22 protein-coding genes are annotated in these 25624 nt (G+C 46.0%); 1 reads left to right on the top strand and 21 read right to left on the bottom strand.

Annotated features, from left to right (window positions below; translation table 11 throughout):
* Nucleotides 1–49 precede the first annotated feature (49 nt).
* The 19 genes from AC58QC_RS20970 to AC58QC_RS20880 all read right to left on the bottom strand — a co-directional run bounded on the left by AC58QC_RS20970 (nt 50) and on the right by AC58QC_RS20880 (nt 21123).
* A complete protein-coding gene (locus AC58QC_RS20970; RefSeq protein ID WP_497417018.1) occupies nt 50–1486 on the bottom strand; it encodes an ABC transporter substrate-binding protein in 1437 nt (478 codons plus the stop codon).
* Between the two features lie 30 nt (nt 1487–1516).
* Nucleotides 1517–2431 carry an N-acetylmuramic acid 6-phosphate etherase gene (gene murQ / locus AC58QC_RS20965; protein WP_497417017.1) on the bottom strand — a complete coding sequence of 305 codons (915 nt, stop codon included), beginning with the start codon at nt 2429–2431 and terminating at the stop codon, nt 1517–1519.
* A 180-nt stretch (nt 2432–2611) separates the two neighbouring features.
* Nucleotides 2612–3478 carry a MurR/RpiR family transcriptional regulator gene (locus AC58QC_RS20960; RefSeq protein WP_497417016.1) on the bottom strand — a complete coding sequence of 289 codons (867 nt, stop codon included), beginning with the start codon at nt 3476–3478 and terminating at the stop codon, nt 2612–2614.
* Between the two features lie 615 nt (nt 3479–4093).
* Nucleotides 4094–4975 (bottom strand): EamA family transporter RarD, encoded by an 882-nt coding sequence (gene rarD / locus AC58QC_RS20955; RefSeq protein ID WP_497417015.1) that lies wholly within the window; start codon nt 4973–4975, stop codon nt 4094–4096.
* A 168-nt stretch (nt 4976–5143) separates the two neighbouring features.
* Entirely contained in the window at nt 5144–6025 is an 882-nt protein-coding gene (locus AC58QC_RS20950) for a carbohydrate ABC transporter permease (RefSeq protein WP_497417014.1), read from the bottom strand.
* A gap of 21 nt (nt 6026–6046) precedes the next feature.
* On the bottom strand, nt 6047–6928 hold the full coding sequence (locus AC58QC_RS20945; RefSeq protein ID WP_497417013.1) for a carbohydrate ABC transporter permease: 882 nt from the start codon (nt 6926–6928) through the stop codon (nt 6047–6049).
* Nucleotides 6929–7020: 92 nt separating this feature from the next.
* Entirely contained in the window at nt 7021–8379 is a 1359-nt protein-coding gene (locus tag AC58QC_RS20940; RefSeq protein ID WP_497417012.1) for an extracellular solute-binding protein, read from the bottom strand.
* Between the two features lie 95 nt (nt 8380–8474).
* Nucleotides 8475–9284 (bottom strand): response regulator transcription factor, encoded by an 810-nt coding sequence (locus AC58QC_RS20935; RefSeq protein ID WP_497417011.1) that lies wholly within the window; start codon nt 9282–9284, stop codon nt 8475–8477.
* Entirely contained in the window at nt 9250–11130 is a 1881-nt protein-coding gene (locus AC58QC_RS20930) for a sensor histidine kinase (RefSeq protein ID WP_497417010.1), read from the bottom strand. Before AC58QC_RS20930 ends, AC58QC_RS20935 begins: the two co-directional genes overlap by 35 nt.
* A gap of 437 nt (nt 11131–11567) precedes the next feature.
* Nucleotides 11568–12656 (bottom strand): nitric oxide synthase oxygenase, encoded by a 1089-nt coding sequence (locus tag AC58QC_RS20925; protein WP_497417009.1) that lies wholly within the window; start codon nt 12654–12656, stop codon nt 11568–11570.
* 14 nt (nt 12657–12670) lie between these two features.
* Nucleotides 12671–13000, bottom strand: coding sequence for a hypothetical protein (locus tag AC58QC_RS20920; RefSeq protein ID WP_497417008.1), 330 nt, complete (start codon nt 12998–13000; stop codon nt 12671–12673).
* Between the two features lie 32 nt (nt 13001–13032).
* Nucleotides 13033–13731, bottom strand: coding sequence for a pirin family protein (locus AC58QC_RS20915; protein ID WP_497417007.1), 699 nt, complete (start codon nt 13729–13731; stop codon nt 13033–13035).
* 115 nt (nt 13732–13846) lie between these two features.
* Nucleotides 13847–14551, bottom strand: coding sequence for a hypothetical protein (locus AC58QC_RS20910; RefSeq protein WP_497417006.1), 705 nt, complete (start codon nt 14549–14551; stop codon nt 13847–13849).
* A 150-nt stretch (nt 14552–14701) separates the two neighbouring features.
* Nucleotides 14702–16636, bottom strand: coding sequence for an ABC-F family ATP-binding cassette domain-containing protein (locus tag AC58QC_RS20905; protein ID WP_497417005.1), 1935 nt, complete (start codon nt 16634–16636; stop codon nt 14702–14704).
* A gap of 108 nt (nt 16637–16744) precedes the next feature.
* Nucleotides 16745–16888, bottom strand: coding sequence for a hypothetical protein (locus tag AC58QC_RS20900; protein WP_171632188.1), 144 nt, complete (start codon nt 16886–16888; stop codon nt 16745–16747).
* Between the two features lie 55 nt (nt 16889–16943).
* On the bottom strand, nt 16944–17903 hold the full coding sequence (locus AC58QC_RS20895; protein ID WP_497417004.1) for a glycoside hydrolase family 43 protein: 960 nt from the start codon (nt 17901–17903) through the stop codon (nt 16944–16946).
* An 86-nt stretch (nt 17904–17989) separates the two neighbouring features.
* A complete protein-coding gene (locus tag AC58QC_RS20890) occupies nt 17990–18838 on the bottom strand; it encodes a carbohydrate ABC transporter permease (RefSeq protein WP_497417003.1) in 849 nt (282 codons plus the stop codon).
* Between the two features lie 2 nt (nt 18839–18840).
* On the bottom strand, nt 18841–19725 hold the full coding sequence (locus AC58QC_RS20885; RefSeq protein ID WP_497417002.1) for a carbohydrate ABC transporter permease: 885 nt from the start codon (nt 19723–19725) through the stop codon (nt 18841–18843).
* 99 nt (nt 19726–19824) lie between these two features.
* Nucleotides 19825–21123 carry an ABC transporter substrate-binding protein gene (locus AC58QC_RS20880; RefSeq protein ID WP_497417001.1) on the bottom strand — a complete coding sequence of 433 codons (1299 nt, stop codon included), beginning with the start codon at nt 21121–21123 and terminating at the stop codon, nt 19825–19827.
* Nucleotides 21124–21450: 327 nt separating this feature from the next.
* On the opposite strand from AC58QC_RS20880, the gene AC58QC_RS20875 reads away from it, so the two are divergent.
* A complete protein-coding gene (locus tag AC58QC_RS20875; protein WP_497417000.1) occupies nt 21451–22518 on the top strand; it encodes a GntR family transcriptional regulator in 1068 nt (355 codons plus the stop codon).
* A 365-nt stretch (nt 22519–22883) separates the two neighbouring features.
* Here the strand turns inward: AC58QC_RS20875 and AC58QC_RS20870 are convergent, their stop codons facing one another.
* Together AC58QC_RS20870 and AC58QC_RS20865 are read right to left on the bottom strand one after the other, a co-directional pair.
* A complete protein-coding gene (locus AC58QC_RS20870; RefSeq protein WP_497416999.1) occupies nt 22884–23645 on the bottom strand; it encodes a sulfite exporter TauE/SafE family protein in 762 nt (253 codons plus the stop codon).
* A gap of 190 nt (nt 23646–23835) precedes the next feature.
* On the bottom strand, nt 23836–25599 hold the full coding sequence (locus AC58QC_RS20865) for a glycoside hydrolase family 35 protein (protein ID WP_497416998.1): 1764 nt from the start codon (nt 25597–25599) through the stop codon (nt 23836–23838).
* Nucleotides 25600–25624 lie beyond the last annotated feature (25 nt).

Raw genomic sequence — 25624 nt, 5'->3', positions numbered from 1 at the left:
GATAGTCGTGCAATGTTCTGCCCGACTATCCGAGGTTTATACCATATTCTTAGTCTTTAACGATTCCGTCAGCACCGAAGGCAGCAATGGCAGCAGCTTTAACAGCTTCATACATTGCTTCAGGTGTAACCTCACCTGCGATTAGACCTTGGAATTTAGGAACGATAACTTCTGTTTCTAGTTTGATCGCTTTAGCAGACAACTCAGATGGGATGTCTGAACGAGCTGGTGTTGCATTTTTAAGCATATTGTCTACAGCAGCAACGTTGTCAGGGTTTCTGTCAATTTTCATGTTTGCTGCTTCTTTTTTACCACTTTGCGTGATGTGTGCTGCAAACAAATCATTGTTCGTTGTTGCTGCAACCTTACCGCTAGCTAGGAAGTAAGCCGCTTTCACGACATTCGCTTTATGCTCTGCAGTCGGTTCTTTCTTACCGCGGAATGCCATGTAACCATCAACAACCGTAGCGGCAGAAGGTTTCGCACCTTGGAAAGTTGGAGCTGGCAATACGATATAGTCAACTGGAACGCTGTCTTTCACTGCGGAACCATCAGCAGCTTTAATCTTAGCGTTATTCGTTTTCGCAGAGTTCTCGAATGTAGCAAGACCTTTACCTGTGATCATCGTTTGAGCCGTTAAGAACATGTTCCAACGTTTACCCGCATCTACGGAGCTAAGCTCTTTCGGCATGGAGCCATCATCAATCAATGCACGAAGATCTTTCAGCAAACCAAGATAGTTTTTGCTAGTATACGCATATTTCAAGTCTTTATTAAACGCATGCGGCATGCCTGCATTTTTGGCCATAATACCTAGGTAATCGACTGCTGCTACACCTTTTACAGCGAATACGAAGCCATATCTTGTTTTACCATTTTCAGTAACAACGCCTTTTTTGATCGCTTGACGGAATTCATCGTACGTCCAACCGTTTGTCTGTACTTTTTTCCAGTCAATACCGGCTTTCTCTAAGAACTCTTTATTACCGCCAAGTGCATGAACTTCCATATAAGCTGGGAAGCCGTACAAGCCCTTGCCGTTCTTCATATATTCAAGTGGAGCTTTATCGAAATCGTTCACCATTTCAGGCGTTGCTGTACCCGTAATATCCATCAGCAAGCCTTGCTCGATATACTTCGGAATGCTGTCAGATCCTCCGAAAGCGATATCCGGCGGGCTTCCTGCATTCACTTGTGTATCCAATTTTTGTTTCACATCTTCCCAGCTAGCTGGTTCGATTTTCAACGTCAGATTCGGATAAAGTGCTGTGAAATCCTTCGACATTTGCTCGAAATTCTTTTGGTAATTCGGTGAAACCGGTGGAAGCAATGCTGTAATGGTGTCTTTTGCAGTACTTGCAGTAGCTGCTGGAGCGGTTGTACCTGCAGGTGTAGTCGTTTCTTTCGTGCCTGAACCACCACCACAAGCTGTTAACGCCATAGTTAGAGCTACAACAGAAGCTAATACGGGCAATTTACTTTTCATAAAAATAGACCTCCTAGTAATTTCAGTTATTTACACAACTTGAACATAAGTACGTATGGCCTTCTTCAAGCTACCCTCACACTGTGCTAATGCTTCTTCTGCTTCCTTTACTTCCATTCCGGTTTTGATCATCATAATCGCAAGTTTGCAATTCATAGATGCTTTCTCGAGATGAGCAATCGCTGTGGATTCATCCACCCCAGTCGCAATCCGAATGATGCGAACAGAGCGATCGTACAATTTGATATTACTAGCCTTCATGTCAACCATGAGATTATTATACGTTTTTCCAAGCTTAACCATTGTTCCGGTTGTCAGCATGTTAAGAACCAGCTTCTGTGCTGTACCCGCCTTCAGACGAGTAGATCCCATAATCACTTCCGGCCCAACCACTGGAGCGATGCATACATCAGTAACATCTACTAATTTGGAATTTTTGTTATTCACGACACCAATCGTTGCGGCACCAATTTCTTTCGCTTTCTTTAAACAAGCTATTACGAATTGCGCACTTCCGCTGGCCGTAATCCCAATTACCGCATCCTTATCTGTCACTCCGCATCGTTCAATGAGAGCGACCCCCTCCTCAGCGTTGTCTTCAAAGCCTTCAACCGCTGTTCGCAGTGCACCATCGCCACCGGCGATATGACCTTGCACCAACATTGGATCAATGCCAAAGGTTGGAGGACATTCTGATGCATCAAGCACACCGAGTCTGCCAGAAGATCCGGCTCCTACGTAGAACATTCTGCCACCGTTCTTGAGAACCTGATGCAAAATATCAACCGCTTTCACAATCTGCGGTATTTCAGCTCCGACTGCTGCAGGAACCAATGCATCCTGTTCATTCATCAAACGCAACATTTGTTCTGTTGAACATTCGTCAATTATCTGTGTCTTCTCGTTAATCTCTTCCGTAGTTAAACCCGATAGATACTCATCCATAGCCGTCCTCCTGACTGCGTTACTTACTTCGCTTACGGTTTTATACTAACTAAAAATTTCACCTCGGTCAATACTTTTTGAAATTTTATTTTATGGTAAAATAAATAACTGATTTTTTATTTCTTAAATTTCGACAAAAAAACGATGTCTTAGGTGACATCGTTAGTTTGTTCTGTATGTTTATTTTCTATGCTTACTGCTAGCAATAATATCATGCGTTTTGGCCAAATACTTCTTCACATGCTTATATTCACTGCTCGCTACCCCGGCAAAAAGAATATCTATCACTGTCAACATCGCAATCCGTGAGCCCATTGCTCCGCTTCGAATCGTGATTTCTGGTGTCGAAATACTGAGTACAATATTCGCATTATCCGCTAAGGCGCTTTTGTTATACTTGGTAATTGCGATGATCGTGGCACCATTCTTCTTCGCAATTTCCAGTGTATCGAGGATTTCAATTGTGCTCCCCGAGTTCGAAATGAAAATGGCGACATCGCCTTTTCCTAGCAGCGTTGCTGCTGTTAGTTGACTATGTCCATCCGTATAAGTGTGACACATCTTGTTGATGCGTGAGAATTTCTGCTCCGCGTCCATCCCGACCAGGCCGGAAGCACCGATCCCGAAGAAAACAATCCGGTTGCATCCGACTAACACTTTAACCGCGCGGGCAATCTCATTTCTATCAATGACACTTAGGGTGTCTTCAATGGATTTGCTATTATTATGTGAGATGTTAGAGATAATGGTAGAGAGGTCATCACCTGGTTGAATATCGGTGTATTGGTCCTTTTGTTCCTCATCCATCGACCCCAGCGAGGCCGAAATGCTCACGATAAAGTTGCGATAGCCCTTATATCCCATCGTTTTGCAGAAGCGTAGAACAGAGGCATCACTCGTTTTGGTTAGCCCAGCAAGGTTCTTAATTGAAAGATGTGGAATCTCGTCCACATTATCTAGAATATATTCAGCCACTAGCTTCTCTACAGGAGTGAGGCTGTCTTTCATATCGCGGATTTTGATCAAAATATTATCATTTATTGACATATAGGTTCCCTACTCACCATAGATTATCTGTGTTGAAATCACCTTCATCATACGTATAATTAGGCGAAAACACAAGATCAGCATGTAAAAAAACTGTAAAATTATATCGCATTAAAGAAATTTTATTTCACAAATTATACATCAAAATAAATTTTTATTCCAATGTAAATTTCAACCGTTCTTTGTACGATGCTATTTAGAAAAACCCGTCCGAGAATTGTTTCTCGAACGGGTTTCTTTGCGTCGTGCGCGTCTCTAGAGTAAGTTCTTCATCAGAACGGCGCCGTCTGTGATAACTGGATCTTATGTAGCTATTCCATCCCAAATGGCTGACTTTGGAGGAATAGCTGGATTTACTACAGGTAATTTGGTCCAATTTCGCCAGATGGGTGCCAATCAGGAGAAATAACTGGATATTTTCCAGTTATTACGTTAATCACTGCAATTTCATAGAAATTAGCTGTAGTTTTTCCATTTAATCGTGCTGAAGCCTGCGCAAGAGGCGCGCACTTGGCGGCCCTAATACTTCTACTTTTACTATTCTCATTCCAGTACTTATTCGAACGAAAACCGCCAAAGACGTTGTGTCTCAAGCGGTTCTAAGTTTTGAATGTATTAATCAGCCACTGCGGTGCGCGCTACTCGAATCGATGCGAAAGCATAAACAATGAGCGCGCTCCAGATAAACGCAAAGCTAATCATCAGCACAGGGGAGAAGTTCTCTTTAAACACAAATACACTGAGCAGAAGCGTTATAGACGGGCCGATATACTGAATGAAGCCCAGCATAGACAGCGGCAGTTGTGCAGCAGCTTTAGCAAACCATAGCAAGGGTAATGCTGTAGCTGCGCCTGCAAGGAATAGCATGATCAATGTGATCGGCGGCAGTGTCCACGCTGCATCTTGATGCGTAGCAAATAAGTAGATGATATAGGCTAGCGCGATAGGAAAAACAAAGGCTGTTTCCCCCGCGAGCCCGATCGACGCATCGTAAGAGACCCTTTTTTTCACCAGGCTATATAAGCCAAAGGTTCCTGCTAACGTGAGCGACACCCACGGAAATCTACCGTAATCAATAGTGGCAATCAGGACACCAATCCCTGCCAAAGCAACGGCAAGCCATTGTCTGCCGGTTGGCTTTTCACGCAGGAACAGCACCGCCAGCATAATGTTGAAGAGTGGCGTAATGTAATACCCGAGACTCGTCTCGATGACATGCCCATTATTAACTGCCCAAATAAAAATGAGCCAATTGGTACTAATCAGGAGGCTGCTTGCCCCCACCAGTAGGAAGGTTGTTCGATTGGTTAAGAGGTTGCGGAATTGCTGCCACCGACCTTTGCCTGCTACGATCAGAATCGCCATAAACACGAATGACCAAATCACGCGGTGCGACAATATTTCACCAGCCATTAACGACCCGAAAAGCTTCCAATACACAGGCAGCAAACCCCAAGCAATATAAGCAATAATGGCATAGCCAAGACCTTTTTTCATTTTAAAAACCTCACTTCACATACAAGTAACACAATTCTATGCAACATAAAATTTGTCCGTTGGTTAATAACATTGCTTCATTGTAACATAGCCTTGGCACAGCGTCTGTGAACAATCGACAAACCAAACGCAAAAAATCCCCGATACACGGGGACCCTTTTCACAGCATTATCCTTTTACAGAACCTGCCGCAATTCCTTCTACGATACGGTTACTCAGCAGGATGAAGGCGATCATGATTGGCAAAATACTGATCATCAGGGTAGCACCAATCGCTCCCCAATCGGTCGTGTATTGGCCGACGAAATTCTGTACGCCAACAGTTAACGTCTTATACTTTTCGGAGGAGATAAAGGTATTCACGAAAATGAACTCATTCCAATTGTAGATCATATTAATGATGACTGCGGTAGATAACACAGATGCCGTCATAGGCAGCGTGATGCTGAAGAAGATGCGATTCACGGAGCAACCGTCCATAACGGCCGCTTCTTCCACTTCTCGCGGCAGCGTGTAATAAAAGCCGAGCATAATCATAATTGTAATCGGCAGGTTAAAGGCAATGTAAGACAAAATGATCGACAACGGATGATTGGTTAAGCCCATTTTCGTAAAGAGACTGAATAACGGAATGAGCGTCGAGTGCACAGGAATCATCAGCCCAACCATAAACAGTCCGAGCACGAACGATTGCAGCTTCCATCTCATCCGGGTCAAGGCGAATGTGACCAAGCTGGCCAGTATTACCGTGACACCTACAGACACTAATGTCATCCAAACGCTGTTAAAAAAGTAGTTGTTAATATGGCCCTGCGTCCAGACCTTCTCGTAATTCTCCCAACGCAGTCTTTCAGGAAATGCCATCGGAGCAAGATTAAATATTTCCTCATTATTTTTCAAGGAGAACAGCATGAGCCACAAGAGAGGAAAAATCTGAATCACGGCGACAATCGTCAACACGACGTACAGAACGCCATATCCGATTTGTTCAGGCAGCTTGCTTCGCTGTGTTAGCGCCTGTGTCTGACCACGGGTGGTTTCGATTTGCATCGGAATCGGACTCTCCTTTCATTACGAATATTGGATATCATCTTTGGAAGCTGTTGCTTTACGGATTAACCAAGTAGCTACAAGGCAAATCAAAAGCAGGAAAAAGCCAATTGCGCTGGCATAGCCGAAATCATAGCCTTTGAACGCTTTGCGGTACATGTAGGACGCCATTACTTCGCTGGATCCGTTAGGTCCGCCGCCTGTCATAACGTAGATCAGGTCAAAATATTTCAGCGATCCGACGACGGCTAGAACGACCGTTACTTTCATCACTTCTGCGATTAACGGAACGCGAATGGAGATCGCAACGCGCCATGGACTGGCACCATCGATACGTGCTGCTTCGATCAGCGAGGTCGGTACATTTTTCAAAGCTGCATAATAGATCAAAATATAAAATCCGGCGTACTGCCATAAGATAGGCATAAAAATCGCGTATAAAACAATGGATGGATTGGACAGCCATTCCGGTGTATGCGTGACCCCCAGTGACGTCAGGAGATGATTCAATACCCCGTTCGTTGGGTGGAATATTTTCAACCATAGTTGAGCGATTGCAACAGAAGAAAGCAGCATAGGAATTAAATAGATTTTACGGAAAAGATTAGCCCCGCGAATGTTCGCGGATAGCACCAATGCGACTAGTAAATAACCGAGCAAGGAGATCGTTGAGAAGATCGCCAACAAGAACGAGTGCTTCGCGCTTCCCCAAAATAATTTATCTTTAAGCAGTTCTGCGTAATTATGCAAACCGATGAAACTCATTTTGCCTACGCCGTCCCATTTCATTAGTCCGTAATAGCCTGTCATCAAGATCGGCATATAGATCAAGGCTAAAAGCAGAAATAACGAGGGAATCACGTAGATCGCAATCATGGATTTATTAGACATGACTTTATCCATAAGTAGGCACTCCCTTTCTCAACCCGATAATGACAAAGGACATACCACTTTGCAGGGATATGTCCTTGCCCGTATCGTTCGTATTCGTTAGATTACTTGGCTTCCTTCGCCAAGGCATCCTCATGATTCTTCGCAAAGGCTTCCGGTGTCACCGCTTTACCAAACAAGGCTTGAATCATATTCAAGTGAACTTCTGCGGATGCAGGCTTCATTTGAACATCTGCGAACAGCGTAATGTTGCTCGCTTTATTAAGCTCGTTCAATAGGTCGATATACATTTGCGGCAGCTTCACTTTGGACGTGTCTACTTTTGTTGCTGGAATTACGCCTGCTTCAGAAATAGCGTGCTCGCCCCACTTCGATACGAAGAAGCTAACGAATTTCTTGGACTCTTCTTTTACTTTGGAGTTGTTAGCAACGAACAAGCCTACGCCTGGTCCGCCAACCCAGCTATCCATGTTACCTTTACCGCCATCTACCGTTGGGAATTTAAAGAATCCGATTTGATCTTTGAACGCTTGTGGAACATCTTTATTCGTTGTGTAGTTCGGTAATTCCCATGTTCCCATCATGTACATAGCTGCTTTGCTATTCATGAATTCAGCTTTACCTTCATCGTTGCCAAGTCCGTTAAAGCCTTTGTTGAACGCGTTCATGTCAACAAGCTGGGAAACTTCCGAAGCTGCGCGAACCAAGCCAGGATCGTTGAAGGAGCCTGAGCGGTCAATCGCTTTCTTCAATGTTTCTGGTCCGCCGATTCGGTCAGCAAGGTACATGTACCAGAGTGAGCCTGTCCAACGGTCTTTGTTACCAAGCGCGATTGGAGCTACACCGTTCGAGCTAAGCGTTTTTACAATATTTTTGAACTCATCATACGTCTTAGGTGGTGTAAGGTTATGCTTAGCAAAAATGGCTTTATTGTAATACACCGGTACGATGTTCAATTCAACCGGAAGTCCGTAGGTTTTGCCGCCGAATGCATAAGCATCTGTTGTGCCTTTAACGAACTTGTCCTTCAAATCACCTTGCAGCAAGTCATCAAGTGGAGCAAACATGTCGCCTTTTACATAAGGATCCATGTAGCCTGCAGCCCATGTGAAGCCCACGTCTGGAAGCGCATTCGAAGTAGAAAGCACTTTCATTTTATTCTTATATTGTTCATTCTCGAGCACTTCTTGTTCGATCGTAACATTCGGATTAGCCGCTTGATACTCTTTGATGATATCGTTTACAATTTTGTTTTGTGTTGCCGAGTTTCCAGTCGGCCAGAGGTGCATCATTTTAATAGTCACTTTTTTAGCGGGTTGAGCACTTGCTGCTTCCGTTGCTTTCGCTGATTCTTTAGGCGCTGTCGTTTGACTCGCATTATCTGTGGAGCTAGAGCAGCCCGTCAGTACCATAGATAGGCCAAGCATCGTAGTAAGCGACAATGTAAGCGTTTTTCTTACCATTTTTGTTTCCCCCTCAAATCATTTGTGTGCTACGTGTTTTATTGTAGCGCTTTCATAGAGGCCGCAGGGAGTAACAGCTATCGGGTAATATTCCACTATTTCGAGGTATCTATCCGATCATCGGCATCCATAATCTGTTTCCGATACTGATTTGGACTTGTCCCTTCGTACTCTTTGAACAGCTTGATGAAATATTTCGACGTCTGATAACCAACTTGCTCCGAAATATCGGCGATCGTCAGCCTTGTTTGCAGCAGCAGTTCTTTCGCCTTCTGGATCCGGCTTCTCGTAACATATTCACTGAAGGTGAAACCAGTTTGCTCTTTGAAAAGCGCGCTGAAATAGCTCGGATTCAGATGAATATGGCTAGCAACCTCGCTCATGCCAAGCGGAGCTTGTAAATTTTCTTCAACATAAAGTAGTGCCTGTTGGACAGGCGCACTATAGTTTTTGTCAGCGGTCTTCGCCTGCATCAGGCGAGTGTCCACCATTTTCTCCATCGTTTCTACGCGGCCGCGTTCTTCCTCAATGCGCAATGCTTGCTCAACGGCATCGATCAGCTTGCTCTTCTGGATCGGCTTGAGCAGATAGTTAACGACACCCAGCTCTATGGCTGTTTGTGCGTATTGAAAATCAGGATGTCCCGAGATAATGATAGCTACGGGCTTATGGGCGAAACTTCGAGAACCTTCCACGACTTGCAGACCGTTCATTTCAGGCATACGGATGTCTGTAATCAAGAGATGCACGGGACGTGTGTTGAGTAGTTCGAGTGCCTCCGTCCCATTGCTGCAGCTGAGTATGGAATAACGCCCAATCGACCAGGCTTCTAATGTTTTGCGTATGCCTTCTCTTGTTAATGGCTCATCGTCAACGATGAGTATAGTTTTCCCCGATTGTATCATCGTTTTCCTCCTTATAAATCGGAATATCGAAGCTCACGCTTGTCCCATGCCCAGGCCTACTAGTAATCGTTAAACCACGATACTTATCTGGCAGTGACGGGTAGTAGAGCTGGAGACGCCGCTGTACATTGGAAATGGCCATACCTTTTCCTTTGGCTGATGAGGCATTGGTGTTAAGGGCAGAGCTTGATTCTCCGCTAGGGTTGGGGCTAGGAGAAGAGCTAAAAGCATATCCAAAACCATTACTTGTGGCTGCGCTTCCGCGTTCCATCGACTCCTGCACAGCTTGGAGTGTCTGTTCATTCATCCCCGGGCCGTCATCACGTACCGTAATGCGGAGCTCATCTGATTCCAAAGGTGACGGCTCCACGCGAATCGTAATCAGCCCCACCCCAATTTTACCTTCCAAACCATGCAAAATCGCATTCTCCACCAACGGCTGAATAAGCAGCTTCGGAATATGCACATGACTATACATCTCTTCGCTGTCAATTTCCCAAACGAGACGTGAACCGAACCTCACACTCATGATGCTTAAATAACGCTTTATGTGCTCTAATTCGTCTGATAGGGTAACCCACACATCCTTGTTCGGATTACCGATGACATAGCGAAATAAATCAGACATCGATACAACGAGATCAGCGAGCTCTTCTTCGTCTTTCTCTTGCAAGGACCAGTACAATGCTTCCAATGTATTATATAAAAAATGCGGATCGATCTGTGCTTGCAACGCCTGCAGCTCTGTTCGGCTTTGGATCATTTCCTTCTCGTACACGAGTTTAATGAGCCGATTGATATTGTCCACCATCTGATTGTATGTCATGTTCAAGTCGTTCAACTCTGTGGTGTAAGACTGCGTCAGATTGGGCGTCAGCACCCCTTGCCTTGTATTTCTCATAGCTCGCATCAGCCTCAGAATCGGCCTCGTAATCATCGATGAAAGAAGAAACGAAAGGATGATAAACAGCACCAATCCGATGGCCCCAGACACGATAATCGCCCAGCGCAGTACGGAAATCCCATCGGTAATATCACTCACCGGATACAGAATCATCAACGTCCAGCCCGTCTGGTCCGAATGCTGTTTCACCAGAATGTACCGCTTCTGCTCCAGCGTGACCTGCTGTGCGACGGTATGCATCAGTTCACTTATGTTGGCGAGCGCCCCGACATCCGAAACGATGGGTCTAGCCGAGCTATCGGCTAGCAGCATCAACTCTCGGTGCCCCGTATCCGGCAGCTGGCTTTGGAAATCAAAATAGCTGCGATTAATTCGCACCATCAGATACCCGCCATTCGAGAACCATCGGTCAATTAAATTAATCCGCCGGATGGCTAGAACCGATTCCGGGTTCTTCGGATCGTTCCCAATCCAAACCAGCCTGCCCTTCTCTCGATCCGCCTGCTCAATCCAGTTCGGGTCAATGCGATCTGTTAGCTTCTGCTCATCCAGCGGAAACATGCGCGCAAAGTCAGTCGTATACAGCTCTACATTGCTCACACCGCTATAGGCTTGGATGTGATTGGCGATTTTCAAAAGCGATTGACGTTCGCTGAAGCTAACCGTTCTCCCCTGTACCGACGATAAAAATAATTGCTGCAGATACACATCATTTACAGCTTGTAACGTTAACGTATCGATTTGTGTAATGAGCGCTTCCAGCCTGCCGTTGGCTTGACTAGCGATTTGCTTCATCTGTGTCTCCGCCTTCGTATTCAGGAGGGTGGACACCGAGTTGAACGTAATAGCGCCTGCACAGACCAGAACGATGATCATCACGGCAATAAATCCCGCTAACATCTGATTGCGCAAAGTATTCCAGTTAGCCACCTTCTGCCACAAGCGGAGTTCCCCTTTACGTGTATAATACGTGCTTTAAGTGCTTTCAATATGCCAAATCATACTACATACGAGTTAGTTTGGCTATTAAACTATTGGCGATTCGCGGGAAATCTCCGTTCGTAAGGCGAGCTGACACACGTTGCGGAACGTCAGTCCGCTAATCTCGTGAAATCAGGCGATTTCCTCATGATACGGAACGTCAGTCCGCTATTCTTCTCTGTTTCGCGCAAATTTTGCTGATTTCGGCGAAATAGCGGAACGTCGTTCCGCAACTTCGCCATAAAGCCTAATTTACAACAAATAGCGGAACCTCGTTCCGTATCTAACCATTCTATCCAACTTTTCGCAACAAAAAAGCCTACCCCCGTCTCCACACAAAGTGTGAGTATGGGAGTAGACTTTACAACTTGATTAACTACGGCTTCCGAGAACCGAAACTAATGCTTTCTACTATGGTAAAAGAAATTTGGCAGCTTCACTTCATTCGAGTAATGCTGGTGGAAAATATGCGTCGTTGCTGGGGACATCGGCGGAATCAACCACGTCCAATCGCCAGTGACGTCACGTCCGCTCTTCTCCTCATTGTCCTCGAAGCGTTTAAACTGCTTCGCCGCCGTGTGGTGATCGACGATGGCGACACCCTGCTGCCCAAATGAATGCAACACCGCTACATTCAGCTCGACCAGCGCTTTGTCCCGCCATAAGGAAGATTCGCGATGCGTGTTCAGCCCCATGATCGACGCTACTCGCGGCAGCATGTTGTATCTGGCCTCATCGGCAAAGTTCCGTGCGCCGATTTCCGTTCCCATGTACCACCCGTTAAAAGGAGCCGCAGGATAAATCACGCCGCCTATTTCGAGGTACATGTTGGAGACCATCGGCACCGCATACCATTGCAGGTTCAGCTCTTCAAAGGTTGGCAGCTCCGGATGGGTGATGGCAACCTCCAAAATCAACGCTTGTGGGATCTCAAACAGCCGCGGCGTGCGTTCTCCCACTTGAAGCATGAGCGGCAGCACATCGAAATGCGTGCCTGCCCCTTGCCAACCGAGTGCCTGACATTCCTTCGTGAAAACCAATGAAACAGGATCGCCCACGATGCCATTCTCGGTCTCATACCCAGCATAGCGAATCAGCTGCTCGTTCTTGATCTGGACGACAGGCTTCCCTTCTCGCGAAGGTGGGAAGATCGTGATGACGGGGCGGATTTTGCCGCCATTCGTCGCTTCCTCGATATGCCTGAAAAGCGCGTCGGCCGCTGCCTCTTCAGTCTCAATATGACGAGCATCGTGTACACGAAGCGACTCCCAGAACAAGCGGCCAATGCAGCGGTTGCTGTTGCGCCAAGCCATTTTTGCACCATGGGTCAACTCTTCTATCGTATGCTCATACTCACCTTTATACTGAATGGTTTGCGTTATTTCAGCAATTCGGGCGTTGATTTGAGTCTGACTTTTGCCTAATTCGGTGTAGCATTCTTGTATAAAGGGTATCGCTTTCTCTAGTTGTTGAACCTGAACTTTCATGGGTATAACTCCAATCACTTCGCACTAAATTGGTCGGGGATATAGCTAATACGGGAGGTTGCGACAATCGTTAGCTCGCCTTTATCTGCGGTATACTGAACCGCATCGTCACCGACATAGAACCATAATTTCCGTGTAGGCTCATTCTCAAACTCTTGGAAAATAAATACGTTCAGTTCATCTTTCCATTTCAAAAGCTCCGCAATCCGCTCTGGCTGATCGATCTGAACGCTGAACAACCATTGTTCGCCTTGCTGCTTCCATTCATAAGGCACGGGGTGCTTACCGGTATCGATAAATGCACGTCCGCCAACCGCATGCTTCACCAAAAAAGTTTCCTTCATCGCTGCAACCTCCTCTATCTCTCGTTATCTCCTTAAGGCAGATCAATAAGCATGAAATGTGTATCTTCCAGCGCGCGAATCGTCAGCGTTGACTCCGATTCCATACGCGCACTATCCTTCGCTTCCAGTACTGCTTCATTGGCTGAACACTTCCCGCTCACGAGCATGAGGAAAATACGGCGATTCTCACCTTGCTCGAATTGCAGCTCCTTACCCGCATCCAGCTTGCTCAGGTAAATGCTCATGTCTTGATGGATTTTCGCGATGTGAGGACCTCCCTCTGGTGTTACGACTGGCAAGAGATGGTTTACCATCGCCTCCGGCTCATATGTGACATTTTCAAAAGAGGGCTCCATTCCTCGTTTTGCTGGCATAAACCAAAGCTGGAAAAGACTCATCGGCTCCGTTTCCGATGCATTATACTCGGCATGAATAACGCCGCTGCCCGCGGACATTCGTTGCACACCATTAGCCGCCGTTACGGCAACATGGCCGAGACTATCTTCATGCTTAATCGCTCCGCTGAGCACGATGCTGACAATCTCCATATCACTATGGGGATGTGGGCCAAAGCCCCGCCCTGCTGCGATATCATCGTCATTACAAACACGCATAACACCGAAGCTAACATTGTCTTCATCAAAATAATCGCCGAACGAGAAGCTTTTGTGGCTCTTGAGCCACCCCATATCGGTTGAATTACGCGTGTGGGCCGGGAAAACTTGTATCACATCAATCGCCTCCTTCTCTAAGTACCTCTAGCTTATCACACTCAGGGTACGGACTCCATGTCGGAACAATGGCAAATCGAAGCCAGTTGTGTGACGATTTCTACAGGTGTTGTTTCTACCTAATGCTCTGTTCAATTAATTCTACTAATGTTTGATTCATCTGGTTATTGTCTGAGCGCATGTTGGAAAACTGAATCACACCACGATCAGGCGTATAGATAGTGTTTTTATCGCCTCGAATCCAAGTAGATAGATCCAGATATTGCACAACTTTTCCATTCAAAACAAAAACGAGAAGACTGCTATTTTCGTCTGATAAGCGCAAAGAATTTTTCGTCCATATGTAGCCTAGTCGCTCATTGATTTGACTATATCCTGTATAAGGACCGAACAAATATAGCTTATCCCATGTAAAATCGGTTAGTTGTATGATATTCATCGTAGTCGTTATATCACTACCTCGAATGGAATCAATCTGTTTATGAAAATTTCCTGCTAGTGTTTGATGTTGAATCGGATCAACTTTCTTCATCTGCTGGTCAATTAGTTTTAGCACCGGCAAACTTGTAGGAACTGATAGTAGGATCGAGAGCATAATCATCCAAAGTACTTTATAGGATTGACGTAGAGCTAGCAGTTGAATAAGTACATATGTAATCGAAATGGCTATGAAAAATGGCAGCAAACTGATCGTAGTATTTAATAAGCTAAAACCATTCTCCATATAATCTAAAAACTGATTCACAATCCCGTAAGCAAAATAGTAGATGATCGTTAAGGTAACCCACGTAATTCCAACAAGTAATTTCTTTCTTTGCATGTTCTAACCTCACTTCACCAATCGATATATCTTACATTATCGCACAAAAATAGTTTGAGGTTACATATTTTGGTGGTGGCAGGAACAGGAACGAGGCTGCCATCAAGTAGATATACCTACTTGATGACAGCCTCGTGATGAGTTAAACATTTATTCCTCGATCAACATCCACTGCTCATACAGCTCATCCAACTGTCCCTGCACGACCTCCCGCTTCTCCCAAAGCTCCGTGAGTTCAGCAGCTGTCAGTGTTTCACTCTCCTGCTGCAACTGAAGATCCAACACTGCCATCTTGGCTTCTACGCTCGCGATCCCTTTCTCCAAAGCTGCCTTCCCAGGCGAAGTCACTTTCGTTGCCTTGCCCCTACTTGCTCCCGAAGCCTCAGGCTGCTTCGCTTTCACTTTGTCAACGACGACCAGGCGTTCATCAGCCTTAAGCTCTTCCCGAGCGCGAAGCTCACTGCTTTTTTCTTTATACGCATCAAAATCACCCAAATACACAGTAATCTTACCTTTATCCAGCTCCCATATTTTGCGTGCCAGCCGATTCATAAAATACCGATCATGCGTCACCGCCAGCACTGTGCCAGGGAATTCATCGAGCGCATCCTCCAGCGCTTCGCGCGATGCGATGTCCATATGATTCGTCGGCTCATCTAAGATAAGCAGGTTCGGCTTGCGCAGCACTAGCAGAGCTAACCGCAATCGCGTCCACTCGCCGCCAGACAAGGAACTCACCGACTTGAACACATCCGCGCCATAAAATAAATAGGCTGCGAGCCGACCTCGCGCTTCCCCTTCTTCCAGCTTCGCTTCCTCGCAGAAATAGGCTAATACGGATTTCTTATCATCCGCCGGATACGCTTGCTGCGCCAGATATCCGATGTCGACACGAGCCCCGAGCTCGAGTTCCCCACCATCCGGCTGCGCTTCTCCCAGCAGCATTTTCAACAGGGTGGTTTTGCCTGAGCCGTTATGCCCGACAAGCATCACTTTTTCGCCGTATTCAAGCGCGCCCCCCGCTTGCTGCAACAGCACTTTATCACCGTATCGCTTCGTGACGTTCTCGAATCGCAGTACCCTCCGTCCTGAACGGTCCTCCGGCTTCAAATCGAAATCAGCCGCCTTCGGATCCAGCACGGGACGCTTGAGCTTTTCCATCCGATCCAGCGCCTTCTGCATGGAGAACGCCCTGCGGAAAAACTTCTCATTCCCGCCTATACGCCCCCATTCGATCAGCTGCTTGATCGTCTCTTTCATCTTTTTTATGACCTTCTGCTGCTCTTGGTACTCCGCGAACTGCTGAAGCAGACGTACTTCCTTCTCCTTCACATAGCCCGAATAAGAGCTGTGATACGTAGTCGACTCACCGTCTTCCAATTCCACGATTTTCGTGACGACAAGGTCCAGAAAGTAACGGTCATGAGAGACAATAATACAAGCGCCGTCATAATGCTTGAGGTACTCCTCCAGCCATTCCACACCAGACAAATCCAGATGATTCGTCGGCTCATCCAGCAGCAGCAGGTCTGGTTTTCCAATTAACTGGGAAGCTAACGTGATCTTCGTCTTCTCGCCTCCAGACAGTGAGGCAAAGCTTCGCTCGTAAAACCCCTTCGCGATACGAAGTCCATTCGCTACCTGATCTATTCGCGCATCCAATTCGTAGCCGCCTTCTCGCTCGAATCGCTCCTGTAGCTGAGCATATCTCTTCAGCAGCTGATCCATCTGCTTCTCATCATTCATGACCGCCGGGCTCGACATTTCCCCTTCGAGCTGACGCATCGTCGCACGGCACGCAAGCAGCTCTTGCAAGCTCGCAGCCAGCACGTCATAGACCGTGAAGCTTTCCCAAGCGCTTGGGATTTGGGCCAAATACCCGATCCCTGTATCCTTTCGCACCGTCAACTGCCCTTCATCGGGCTTCTCCATCTTGGCAATAAGGCGCAACAGCGTTGATTTCCCACTGCCATTGCGACCGACAAGTCCAACACGCTCCCCTTGATGAATTTCAAACGTAACATCCTCGAGCACCAGCTGGGCACCGTGGTATTTTTTTATATTTTGACCATTAACAATTAACATAATGAAGGATCCTCCTTGGTTATAAAGACAGACCCTACCATGAACCAAATTAACACAAAAAGGCCGCAGGAAAAATTCCTACGACCTTTCGGATACTTCCGTAGAGGGTTAAGGTAGGCGTCTTTTCGTGAGTTGGTAAACCGTATGCGCATAAGTGGACAGACCTCTCGCGTCTTTGACTTCTGCATGAACGATGCCAGCCATCGCAATGGGTAACTGGCTCACACGGTTGTTTACGAACTCTCGATTCATCCTACCTTCACCTCCTTCAAATTACACTCTGCTAAAATAGTACCATAACCATCGGTCAATTCGCAATGGACCCTGCAAAATCTGGGCTGCCATCAGCGTTATATTTCAGCACACGTACGAACGTGTGCCTGTTGGGATCATACAGCGGATCGCCTACAATTTCTTTATAATTTCTAGCATGGAATACGAGAATGTCTTGGGTCCCGTCCTCAGAGACCGTGAAGCTATTATGACCAGGTCCAAAAAGACCGATACTTTCGTTGGTTGTAAGCACAGGGCTTGTTGTTTTCACCCATGACTCCGGATCCAATAAGTCCGCATCCTCTTGAGCCGTCAATAACCCCATGCAGTAATTGTAGTCGGTGGCGCTTGCCGAGAAGCTGATAAAAATTCGACCATTTCTAATTAAAACAGCCGCTCCTTCATTTACCTTAAACCCGATGATTTCCCAATCAAACTCTGGCGTTGCAATCATGACTTGCTTACCGCTCAGCGTCCACGGGTTGCTCATTGCTGAAATATATAAATTCGAGTTGCCTACGATTGCAGGATCCTTCTGTGCCCAAACGAGATAACGCGTACCGTTATGCTCGAATGATGTCGCATCTAATGCAAAGCTTTCCCACGCTGTTCGCAGCTGCCCTTCCACCTGCCAGCTTCCTTCGAGTGGATTAGCCTCATCTGTCGTTAGCACATACATCCGATGATCGAATAGACCTTCGTTGGTTTCGGTCGTTCTTGCTGCTGCGAAATAGATGTACCAGCTGCCTGCGACGAAATGGATCTCAGGTGCCCAAATATTCGCGCTTAAGGGACCTTCCGTCGGTTTACGCCACACGATTGCTGCCTTTGCTTCCTTTAAACCCTCAATTGTAAGTGAGCGTCTAAGCTCAATGCGATCGTATTCTGGCACGGAAGCCGTGAAATAATAATATCCGTCTGTATGTTTATATACCCATGGATCAGCACGCTGCTCCAAGAGTGGTTTGATATAGCTAGTCTCCAAATTCTCCATGGTTACTCTCCTTTAATTTCATCCGTCTAAGTGCCCCAGATGTTAATGTCTTGTTCCTTCATTCCTGTGACACGTTTCCCTTGCCGCTACCCTTTCACTCCGCCAACCGTAAGACCTGATATAAAGAAGCGTTGAAAGAAAATAAATACAATCAGGATGGGAACGATTGCCAACACGGAGCCAGCAATGAGAATGTCATAGTTATTTCCGTAAGGCGTTACCAGGCTCGCTAGTCCGATTGGCAGTGTCAGCTTCTCCCCTGTTTTGAGTACAATTAATGGCCATACAAAGCTATTCCAGCTCGCCAACGCTTGCAAGATAGCCATAGCCCCGAAAGCAGGCGTCATTAATGGCACCATGATTTTGAAAAAGATGCCATACTCTGAGCAGCCGTCAATTCGCCCTGCATCCAGGAAATCCTTGGGCAGCCCTTCGGCATATTGCCGGAAGAAGAAGATCGGCAGCGGTGCTACAACGAATGGGAGAATCACGCCGCTAAACGTATCAATTAAATGAAACGATATCATTTGCTTATACAATGGAAGCATAATAATTTCAACCGGCACCATCATGACCAACAGCACGAAGACAAAGATAATATTTCTCCCTGCGAAACGGTACATCGCAAGTCCATAGCCAACCATAGAGGACAGCAAGAGACAGAAAACCGTATAGACGAGGGAGATCAGAACACTGTTCTTATACCAGAGCAAATATTTCTTCGCTGATGCCGAAAATAGGAACGTATAATTATGCATGGACAGTAATTCCGGTTGCAGCTTCACATTCAGCCCGTATCGGAGCATCTCCTTCGAAGGCTTGAGCGAAGCTAAAGCAATACTATAGAACGGGAAGAGCGCGAGGCCTGCTAGGACTAGAAAAAGCATCAAAAGCAGGAAGGAAGGAACAGGCCTTTTCCGTTGTTGTGTGAGCATGCTTAATCCTCCTTCCTGAATAAGCCGAAAAATCTCAGCTGAATCACATTGATGACCATCGTAATCGCGAGCAGGGTAATCCCAATGGCCGAGCCAAAGCCTAAATTATTTTTCTCGATCCCTTCGCGATAGAGAAGACCTATCATCGTTAGACCAATATCATTTGGTGAACGGTTGCCATTCCAAAGAATGTAGCTTTCTGTAAACATCGAATATCCGCCATAAATGGAAATGGTGATCACATAAATCGCAACCGGCTTCAATAGAGGCAAGGTAATACGCCAGAACCGTTGCCATGCATTCGCGCCATCAATCTCAGCTGATTCGTACAATTCATGCGGAATACTTTGCAGCGCAGATAGGAAGTAGATGATATTAACACCCGTAAAGCGCCATGTCGCCAATATAACCAAAACAAACATCCCTGTTGTCGAATTCGCCAACCAGTTAATCGTCGGCATTCCTACAAGATGACGGAATCCATTCATAACTGAATCATCCAAGCTTCCAAACACTAGCCTGAAGATGGTTCCAGCGACAACAACAGAGGTGAGAGATGGAATAAACAAGGCAGAACGGAAGAACGCGCTTGCCTTCGTTAGCTTCGAATTTAAGAAAACAGCAAGAATAAGAGGAAGTGGAATGAGTACAAGCAGCGTCCAGAACGTATATCGACTGCTATTTTTAAGCGCAGCAAAGAAAGTCTCACTCCATAAATTCTTATAATTAGCGAGACCAATATAATGAGTCTGCCCTGGCAATACTTCTTGGAAGCTCATGTTGACCGTTGTAATTACCGGATAAGCAAAGAAAATCAGAAACGATAAGATAAAAGGCAAAACGAACACGTATGGGGCTATCCGAGAAGAATACAGAAATTTATTCATACTGTTCGATCGTCACTCCTTTCTTGAAGCACTGAAAGCTTAACCCGAGGGATATTCAGCCCTCGGGTACAGCCTGCAGCGGAACGCTTGGCGTTCGGCTTACTTAATATTTTTAACCGCATCAGACAACACTTGTTTAGGATCCTTCATGTCATTAAGTGCTTGGAACATCGCTTTCGTCTTGATATAATCCGACACAGCCGGTGTTCTTTCTTTGACATTCGTAGGCGCGATTTCACTCTTCACACTAATTAATACATCCCATAAATTTTTGCCGAAATAGGAAGTGAATTTATTGTCAGCTTTAAGTGCTGGATCGGACCAAACGTCAGAACGGATTGGATCAAAGCCAAGCTGGGACCAAATTTGGATATTGCCTTCTTTGGAAAGCTTCGCATAGGAAAGGAATTTCTTCGCGATGTCTTGATTTTTGGATTGCTTTGTAATAACAGTACCTGTACCACCCATACCGGAAGAACGCATTTCACCTTGTTTAAATACCGGCATAGGTTTAATGATAACCTTGCCTTTCAGATCAGGCATGTAATCCGTGAAACGCCCCATGTACCACATTGGCATCCAGACGGAAGCTGCGCCACCTTTGTTCATGAAGCCATAATACTCTTCTGCATGGTGGAAGCCGCCCGGAGCAGCTACGGCTACTTTTTCTTTAACTAGCTTCTGTAAGTAGGTAAGTACATCTGTATTTGCTTGATCCCCTAGTGTTACATTCCCGCTCTTATCCAAGAAGTCAGAACCATGCTGCACAACCATTGGCCAGTAAGACCACTGATCCGTTGTTTCAACGGTCGTCATTGGCTTGCCTGTTTTCTCAAGAACCTGTTTACCTGCCTTTTCGAAATCGTCCCATGTCTTAATATCGTCGGCGTTCACGCCTGCTTTATCAAGAATTTCTTTATTGTAGTAAATCACTTGTGCACCAACATGATAATCGATTCCGTAATATTTGCCGTCCTTCGCATAATTGTCCAAACGGGACATGACGAGATTCCCTTTTTCTGGCTCTACGATATCATTCAAAGCCGTCAATTGTACGTCGCCTTTTAGGTAGTTGCCGATTTTACTGATCTCGATATCAGCCATATCCGGTGCGCCTGTACCAGATTGAAGAGCTACTAACAATTTATTGTGATTGTCATCATAAGGGAATGTTGTTGCTTCAATTTGAACTTGCTGTTCAGGATGAGCTTTGTTCCAAGAAGTTGCCATGCTTTCGAAGAATTTCTGATGCAGCTCATTAAAAGTCCAGAAGCTTAATTTAACTGGTGTGGCGCTATTGGAGGCGCTGTCACTTTTACTAGTAGTACTCGAACAAGCAGTTAGTAATACCATGGATGCTAATATGATGGCCGATGACATTTGAAGTTTCTTCTTCATGTAAGGTATCCCCCTATGGAATATAGTTTTGAAAGCGTTTTAATAATTGAATTATATGACAAGTAAATTTATATTCATATAATCAATTGGTATTAAAACTATAATTATTATACTTAATAATTATTTATTTCCTTTCTCACCATTTGATTGAATTTTGGAAGCGCTTCATCACATATATTAGCTCAGTTTTTACTGCTTTTATATACTTAATTGGTTATAAATCACTTTAATTTTATAATAATCATATTTATTATACTCGGCATATTCCCTTTTTCGTCATTACTCGCTACAATACAATTAACAAATACATGAATCAGGTGATGCCAATTGCATAAAGTCCCTCTCTATAAGCAAATTTATCAATCAATCAAAGGCAAAATCGAATTAGGTGAGCTTCGTCCGAAAGATCGCGTGCCTTCAGAGCAAGAGTTCATGGATGAATATAGGGTTAGTAAAATCACTGTCAAAAATGCTTTAGCTGCGCTTGTCGATGAAGGACTCGTTAATCGTATTCAAGGGAAAGGGACCTTCGTTGCGTCCAACCCTTCATTACACCTTCAGAAAACCGCACCGACACCCGCTCTGGCATCCAGTGGCTACATAGGACTCATTATCCCTACGATGAAAACCATGGTTATTCAGAAGCTAGTTGATTATATCGAGTTCTATATCAAGGCGGCAGGGTATCAACTAATCCTTCACATTACACGTGAGTCTTCCCTAGAAGAATCACGCTCAGTTCAAGAATTAACAAGTTCCCCTGGGATGCGCGGGATCATTGTGTTCCCGACGGAGGATGAAATTTATAATGAATCCTTGCTGCGTCTATCGTTAGATAAATTCCCGTTCGTCTTCATCGACCGTTTCCTACGCAACATTGATACGTATCGCATTATTTCCGATAATTGGGGCGGCGCTTATGAGACCGTGTCCAGACTGTTGCAAGCTGGGCATCAACAAATCGCGCTCATCTCTCCAGCTAATACAAATACTACAATTGAGGATCGTACCCACGGCTTCGAGAAGGCCTTTATTGACGGCAATATTCCCATTGATAAAAGCTTGTGGTTTCATGTGCCGATCGATATTCTAAGAACCGGAGATACTTACACTCACCTCGTTCATTTCCTGCATCAGCATCCACAAATAACAGCCGTCTTTGCTTTAACTGCTGAGATGGCGAGGCTGACCTATCAAGCGCTGCATCAGGAAGAAGGCTTGAATGAGAGTATCCATCTCGTTTCCTTCGACGATCCCGAGATCCCTAACCTTCCGCATATTTTGCAGGATGAAGAGCGTATGGCGCGATCTGCCGTCGAGTTATTACTTGAGCAATTTAGCGGAAAGTACACGCCGCAGCGGATGGAGATTCCTGTGAAGTGGATCAACGGGTAGTGACGCGGGGCGCGACTGGGGGAAGAGTGGCGGAGCGGTAAGGAGCAGGAGCAACGGGAGCAGCGGTTCGAAACATCAATTGGAATTGGGTAAGCCACGCCGTTCCCTCAATAACACGTATTTCTTGAGGAAGCCTGCAAATGTACATCATTTCATGCCTTATCTCCCTCCAAAGGAGTGAATTGATGCCAAAGTACATCTTTTTTCTTCGTTTGTTCACTTTTCATTAGAAATTGATTCAAGAACCTGCATAATTGCAGGTTTTTCTTATTTCCACAAGAAAACCCCCACCAAAGCTGCACTTTCGCAGTTTTTGTAGGGGTTCGGAGGATCTTTCAACGCTTAGGGGCGTAACAATTCTCCCCCTACATTAAACTCCAAATCTGCTTACCAACCAGCAGAACACATACGGTGATAAAAAGTGGTCGCACATACGCCGAACCTTTGCGAATCGCCATGCGCGAGCCGAGAAAAGCGCCGCACACCATTGCCAGCCCCATAGGGATCCCGATCCAATAATCGATGGAATCCAGAGCCATAAACGTAATTAAGCTAGCGACGTTGGAGCCCAAATTAAGGATCTTGGAATTTCCAGCAGCTTTGACGAAATCGAAGCCGACTATGAGGAATACGAAGATTAGAAAAGAGCCGGTTCCAGGACCAAAGAATCCATCATAGAAGCCGAGAACGAAAGCCGCACACCCCATCAAAAAAGCCGTTTTTGCGGAGTATTGGCTGAAGGTTGAGATGTCTCCCCAATTTTTGCGGAATATCGTATAGATCGTAATTAATATCAGCATGACCACAATAAGCGGCTTCAAAAAGTCAGAAGGAATTTGCTGCAATACGAATGTCCCGCATACTGCGCCGGCTAAAGAGAGCACGAATAATCCCCGCACTGCCTTCAAATCGATATTTCCCGATCGCATAAAAGAAATCGTACTTGTCAGCGATGACATCGTGCCCCCTAATTTATTCGTACCTAATGCAAGCGCCGGCGGCAGTCCCGTAGCAAGCAGCACAGGCACCGAAATGAGCCCGCCTCCCCCAACAACGGAATCCACGTAGGCCGCTATAAATCCACCGACGATGACAAAGATCATCATTTCCCAACTCAAGTGTAACATGATATCAATTGACCCCTTTTTTATGTAAATAATTTTGATGTAAATGACTGCTGATTTGTCCAACATCTATTCTCGCACGATGCAACTGTTCTAGCAAGAATTTACCTTTGGAAAATTAAGTGAGGAAGTAGCAAAAAGGACAGCCGAGTTTCCTCGAACTGCCCTCTCTTCTACTTCCTCTACTGGACACTCACCCTAAATCTGGCGCATCCGTCAATTCCACAACTAGCTTCTCCGCATGGTGCAGCTCCAAAATGATGATCTCGTTACGCCCTTTTTGGAGCAAAGGAGCTGGCACATACAGCGTGCCCTGCGGCCCTTTCTCCCAGTAACGGCCCAGGTTGAAGCCATTGATCCAAACAACACCCTTCGACCAGCCCGCTAGCTTAACGAACGTGTCCCCTGTATCCTCGACTGTAAATTCACCGCGATAAAAAGCTGGGCGATCCTCCCGCACTTCACCTTCTACCGCTGCGCGCGTGAATGGAATTGCAGCTAGATTGTCTAATGGGAGTGGATAGATCGTCCAATCAAATAAAAATTGGTTGTTCATCCGCACACCCTCGGTGATGCCCTTGTAATCTTTGAGCTTCGGCCCATAGTTAACGCGTCCCATGTTTTCAACCACTATCTCCAGCTTCGCTCCCCCAGCAGGAATGTCCATTTGGAGTGGACGAGCATCCCATCGCTCTACCGTGCCTTGATACACGCCATCCAAGAACACCTGCGCGCGATCATGAACTTCTTGCAGGTGAAGGCTTTCACCTGTACGCGGTCCTGATACGTGTGTCGCGTACACGATGAATCCGTAATCTTGCCCGAGCTGCTCCATTGGCACTGGGGAAATGCGAGTTACAGGCTCGACTAGATCAGACAAATGGTTGAGCAAATCTGCCTGTTCCGTCAGTGCGATTTGCCCATAGCTTTTCTTCGCTATGGGATCAGGCAGTGCAGGAAGCTCCGCTTCCGTTTTGCCCAAAAAATTAGCTATCACTTTGCGAACGGCACGATATTTCTCTGTCACATCTCCACACTCTGATAACGGCGAATCGTAGTCGTAGCTGGTGATCGTCGCTTCATATTTCTCTTGATAGTTCGCTCCGTTATAGAAGCCGAAGTTCGTCCCACCGTGGAACATATAGAAGTTCACCGAAGCACCGAGCCGCAGCATACGGTCGAATACATCCGCTACATCGCCCCCGTCACGTGTGTGATGCGGCTTCAACCAGTGATCAAACCAACCATTCCAATACTCCATGCAAAAGAATGGCTCATTCGCGCGATATTGACGAAATTTCTCGAAAGCCTCTTCCGGCTGTGAGCCGAAATTGACGGTAGCCAGCGTCCCTGGAATCGTTCCGCCTTGCAGCATGCCATCCTCAGGGCCATCTGAGGTAAACAGCAGAACATCTACACCGCGACGGATCAAGCCATCCCGTAAATATGTCAAATACGCCGTATCGTTTCCGTAACTGCCATACTCATTCTCAATTTGCATCGCCAGGATGGGCCCGCCGTTGGTGCTCAGAAGCGGCGTCAACCGAGGAATCAGCTCATCATAATAGTTATCCACTTTTTGCAAATACATCGCATCCATACAGCGCAGCTTCATAGCCGGGTATTGGAGCAACCATGCTGGTAATCCGCCAAATTCCCACTCCGCACAAATATAGGGGCTGGGCCTCACGATCACATGCAGACCAAGGCTGCCTGCAAGCTGGATGAATTTCTCCACGTCTGCAAGTCCACTGAAGTTGAATTCATTTTCCTTCGGTTCATGCAAATTCCAAGGCAAGTACGTCTCCACGGTATTAAATCCGCAGGCTTTCAGCTTCAACAACCGATCTTCCCAATACTCAGGTACCACGCGGAAATAGTGAATAGCGCCAGACAACAGTTGAACAGGTTGACCGTCCAATAGAAATTGCTTATTTTCAGCTGCTAAAATAGCCATAATGACCCCTCCGAATTATACGATT

Source organism: Paenibacillus sp. J22P51 (assembly GCF_059692215.1).
Note: the sequence above shows the minus strand (reverse complement) of the source record. Positions and strands in the feature narration are given on the sequence as shown.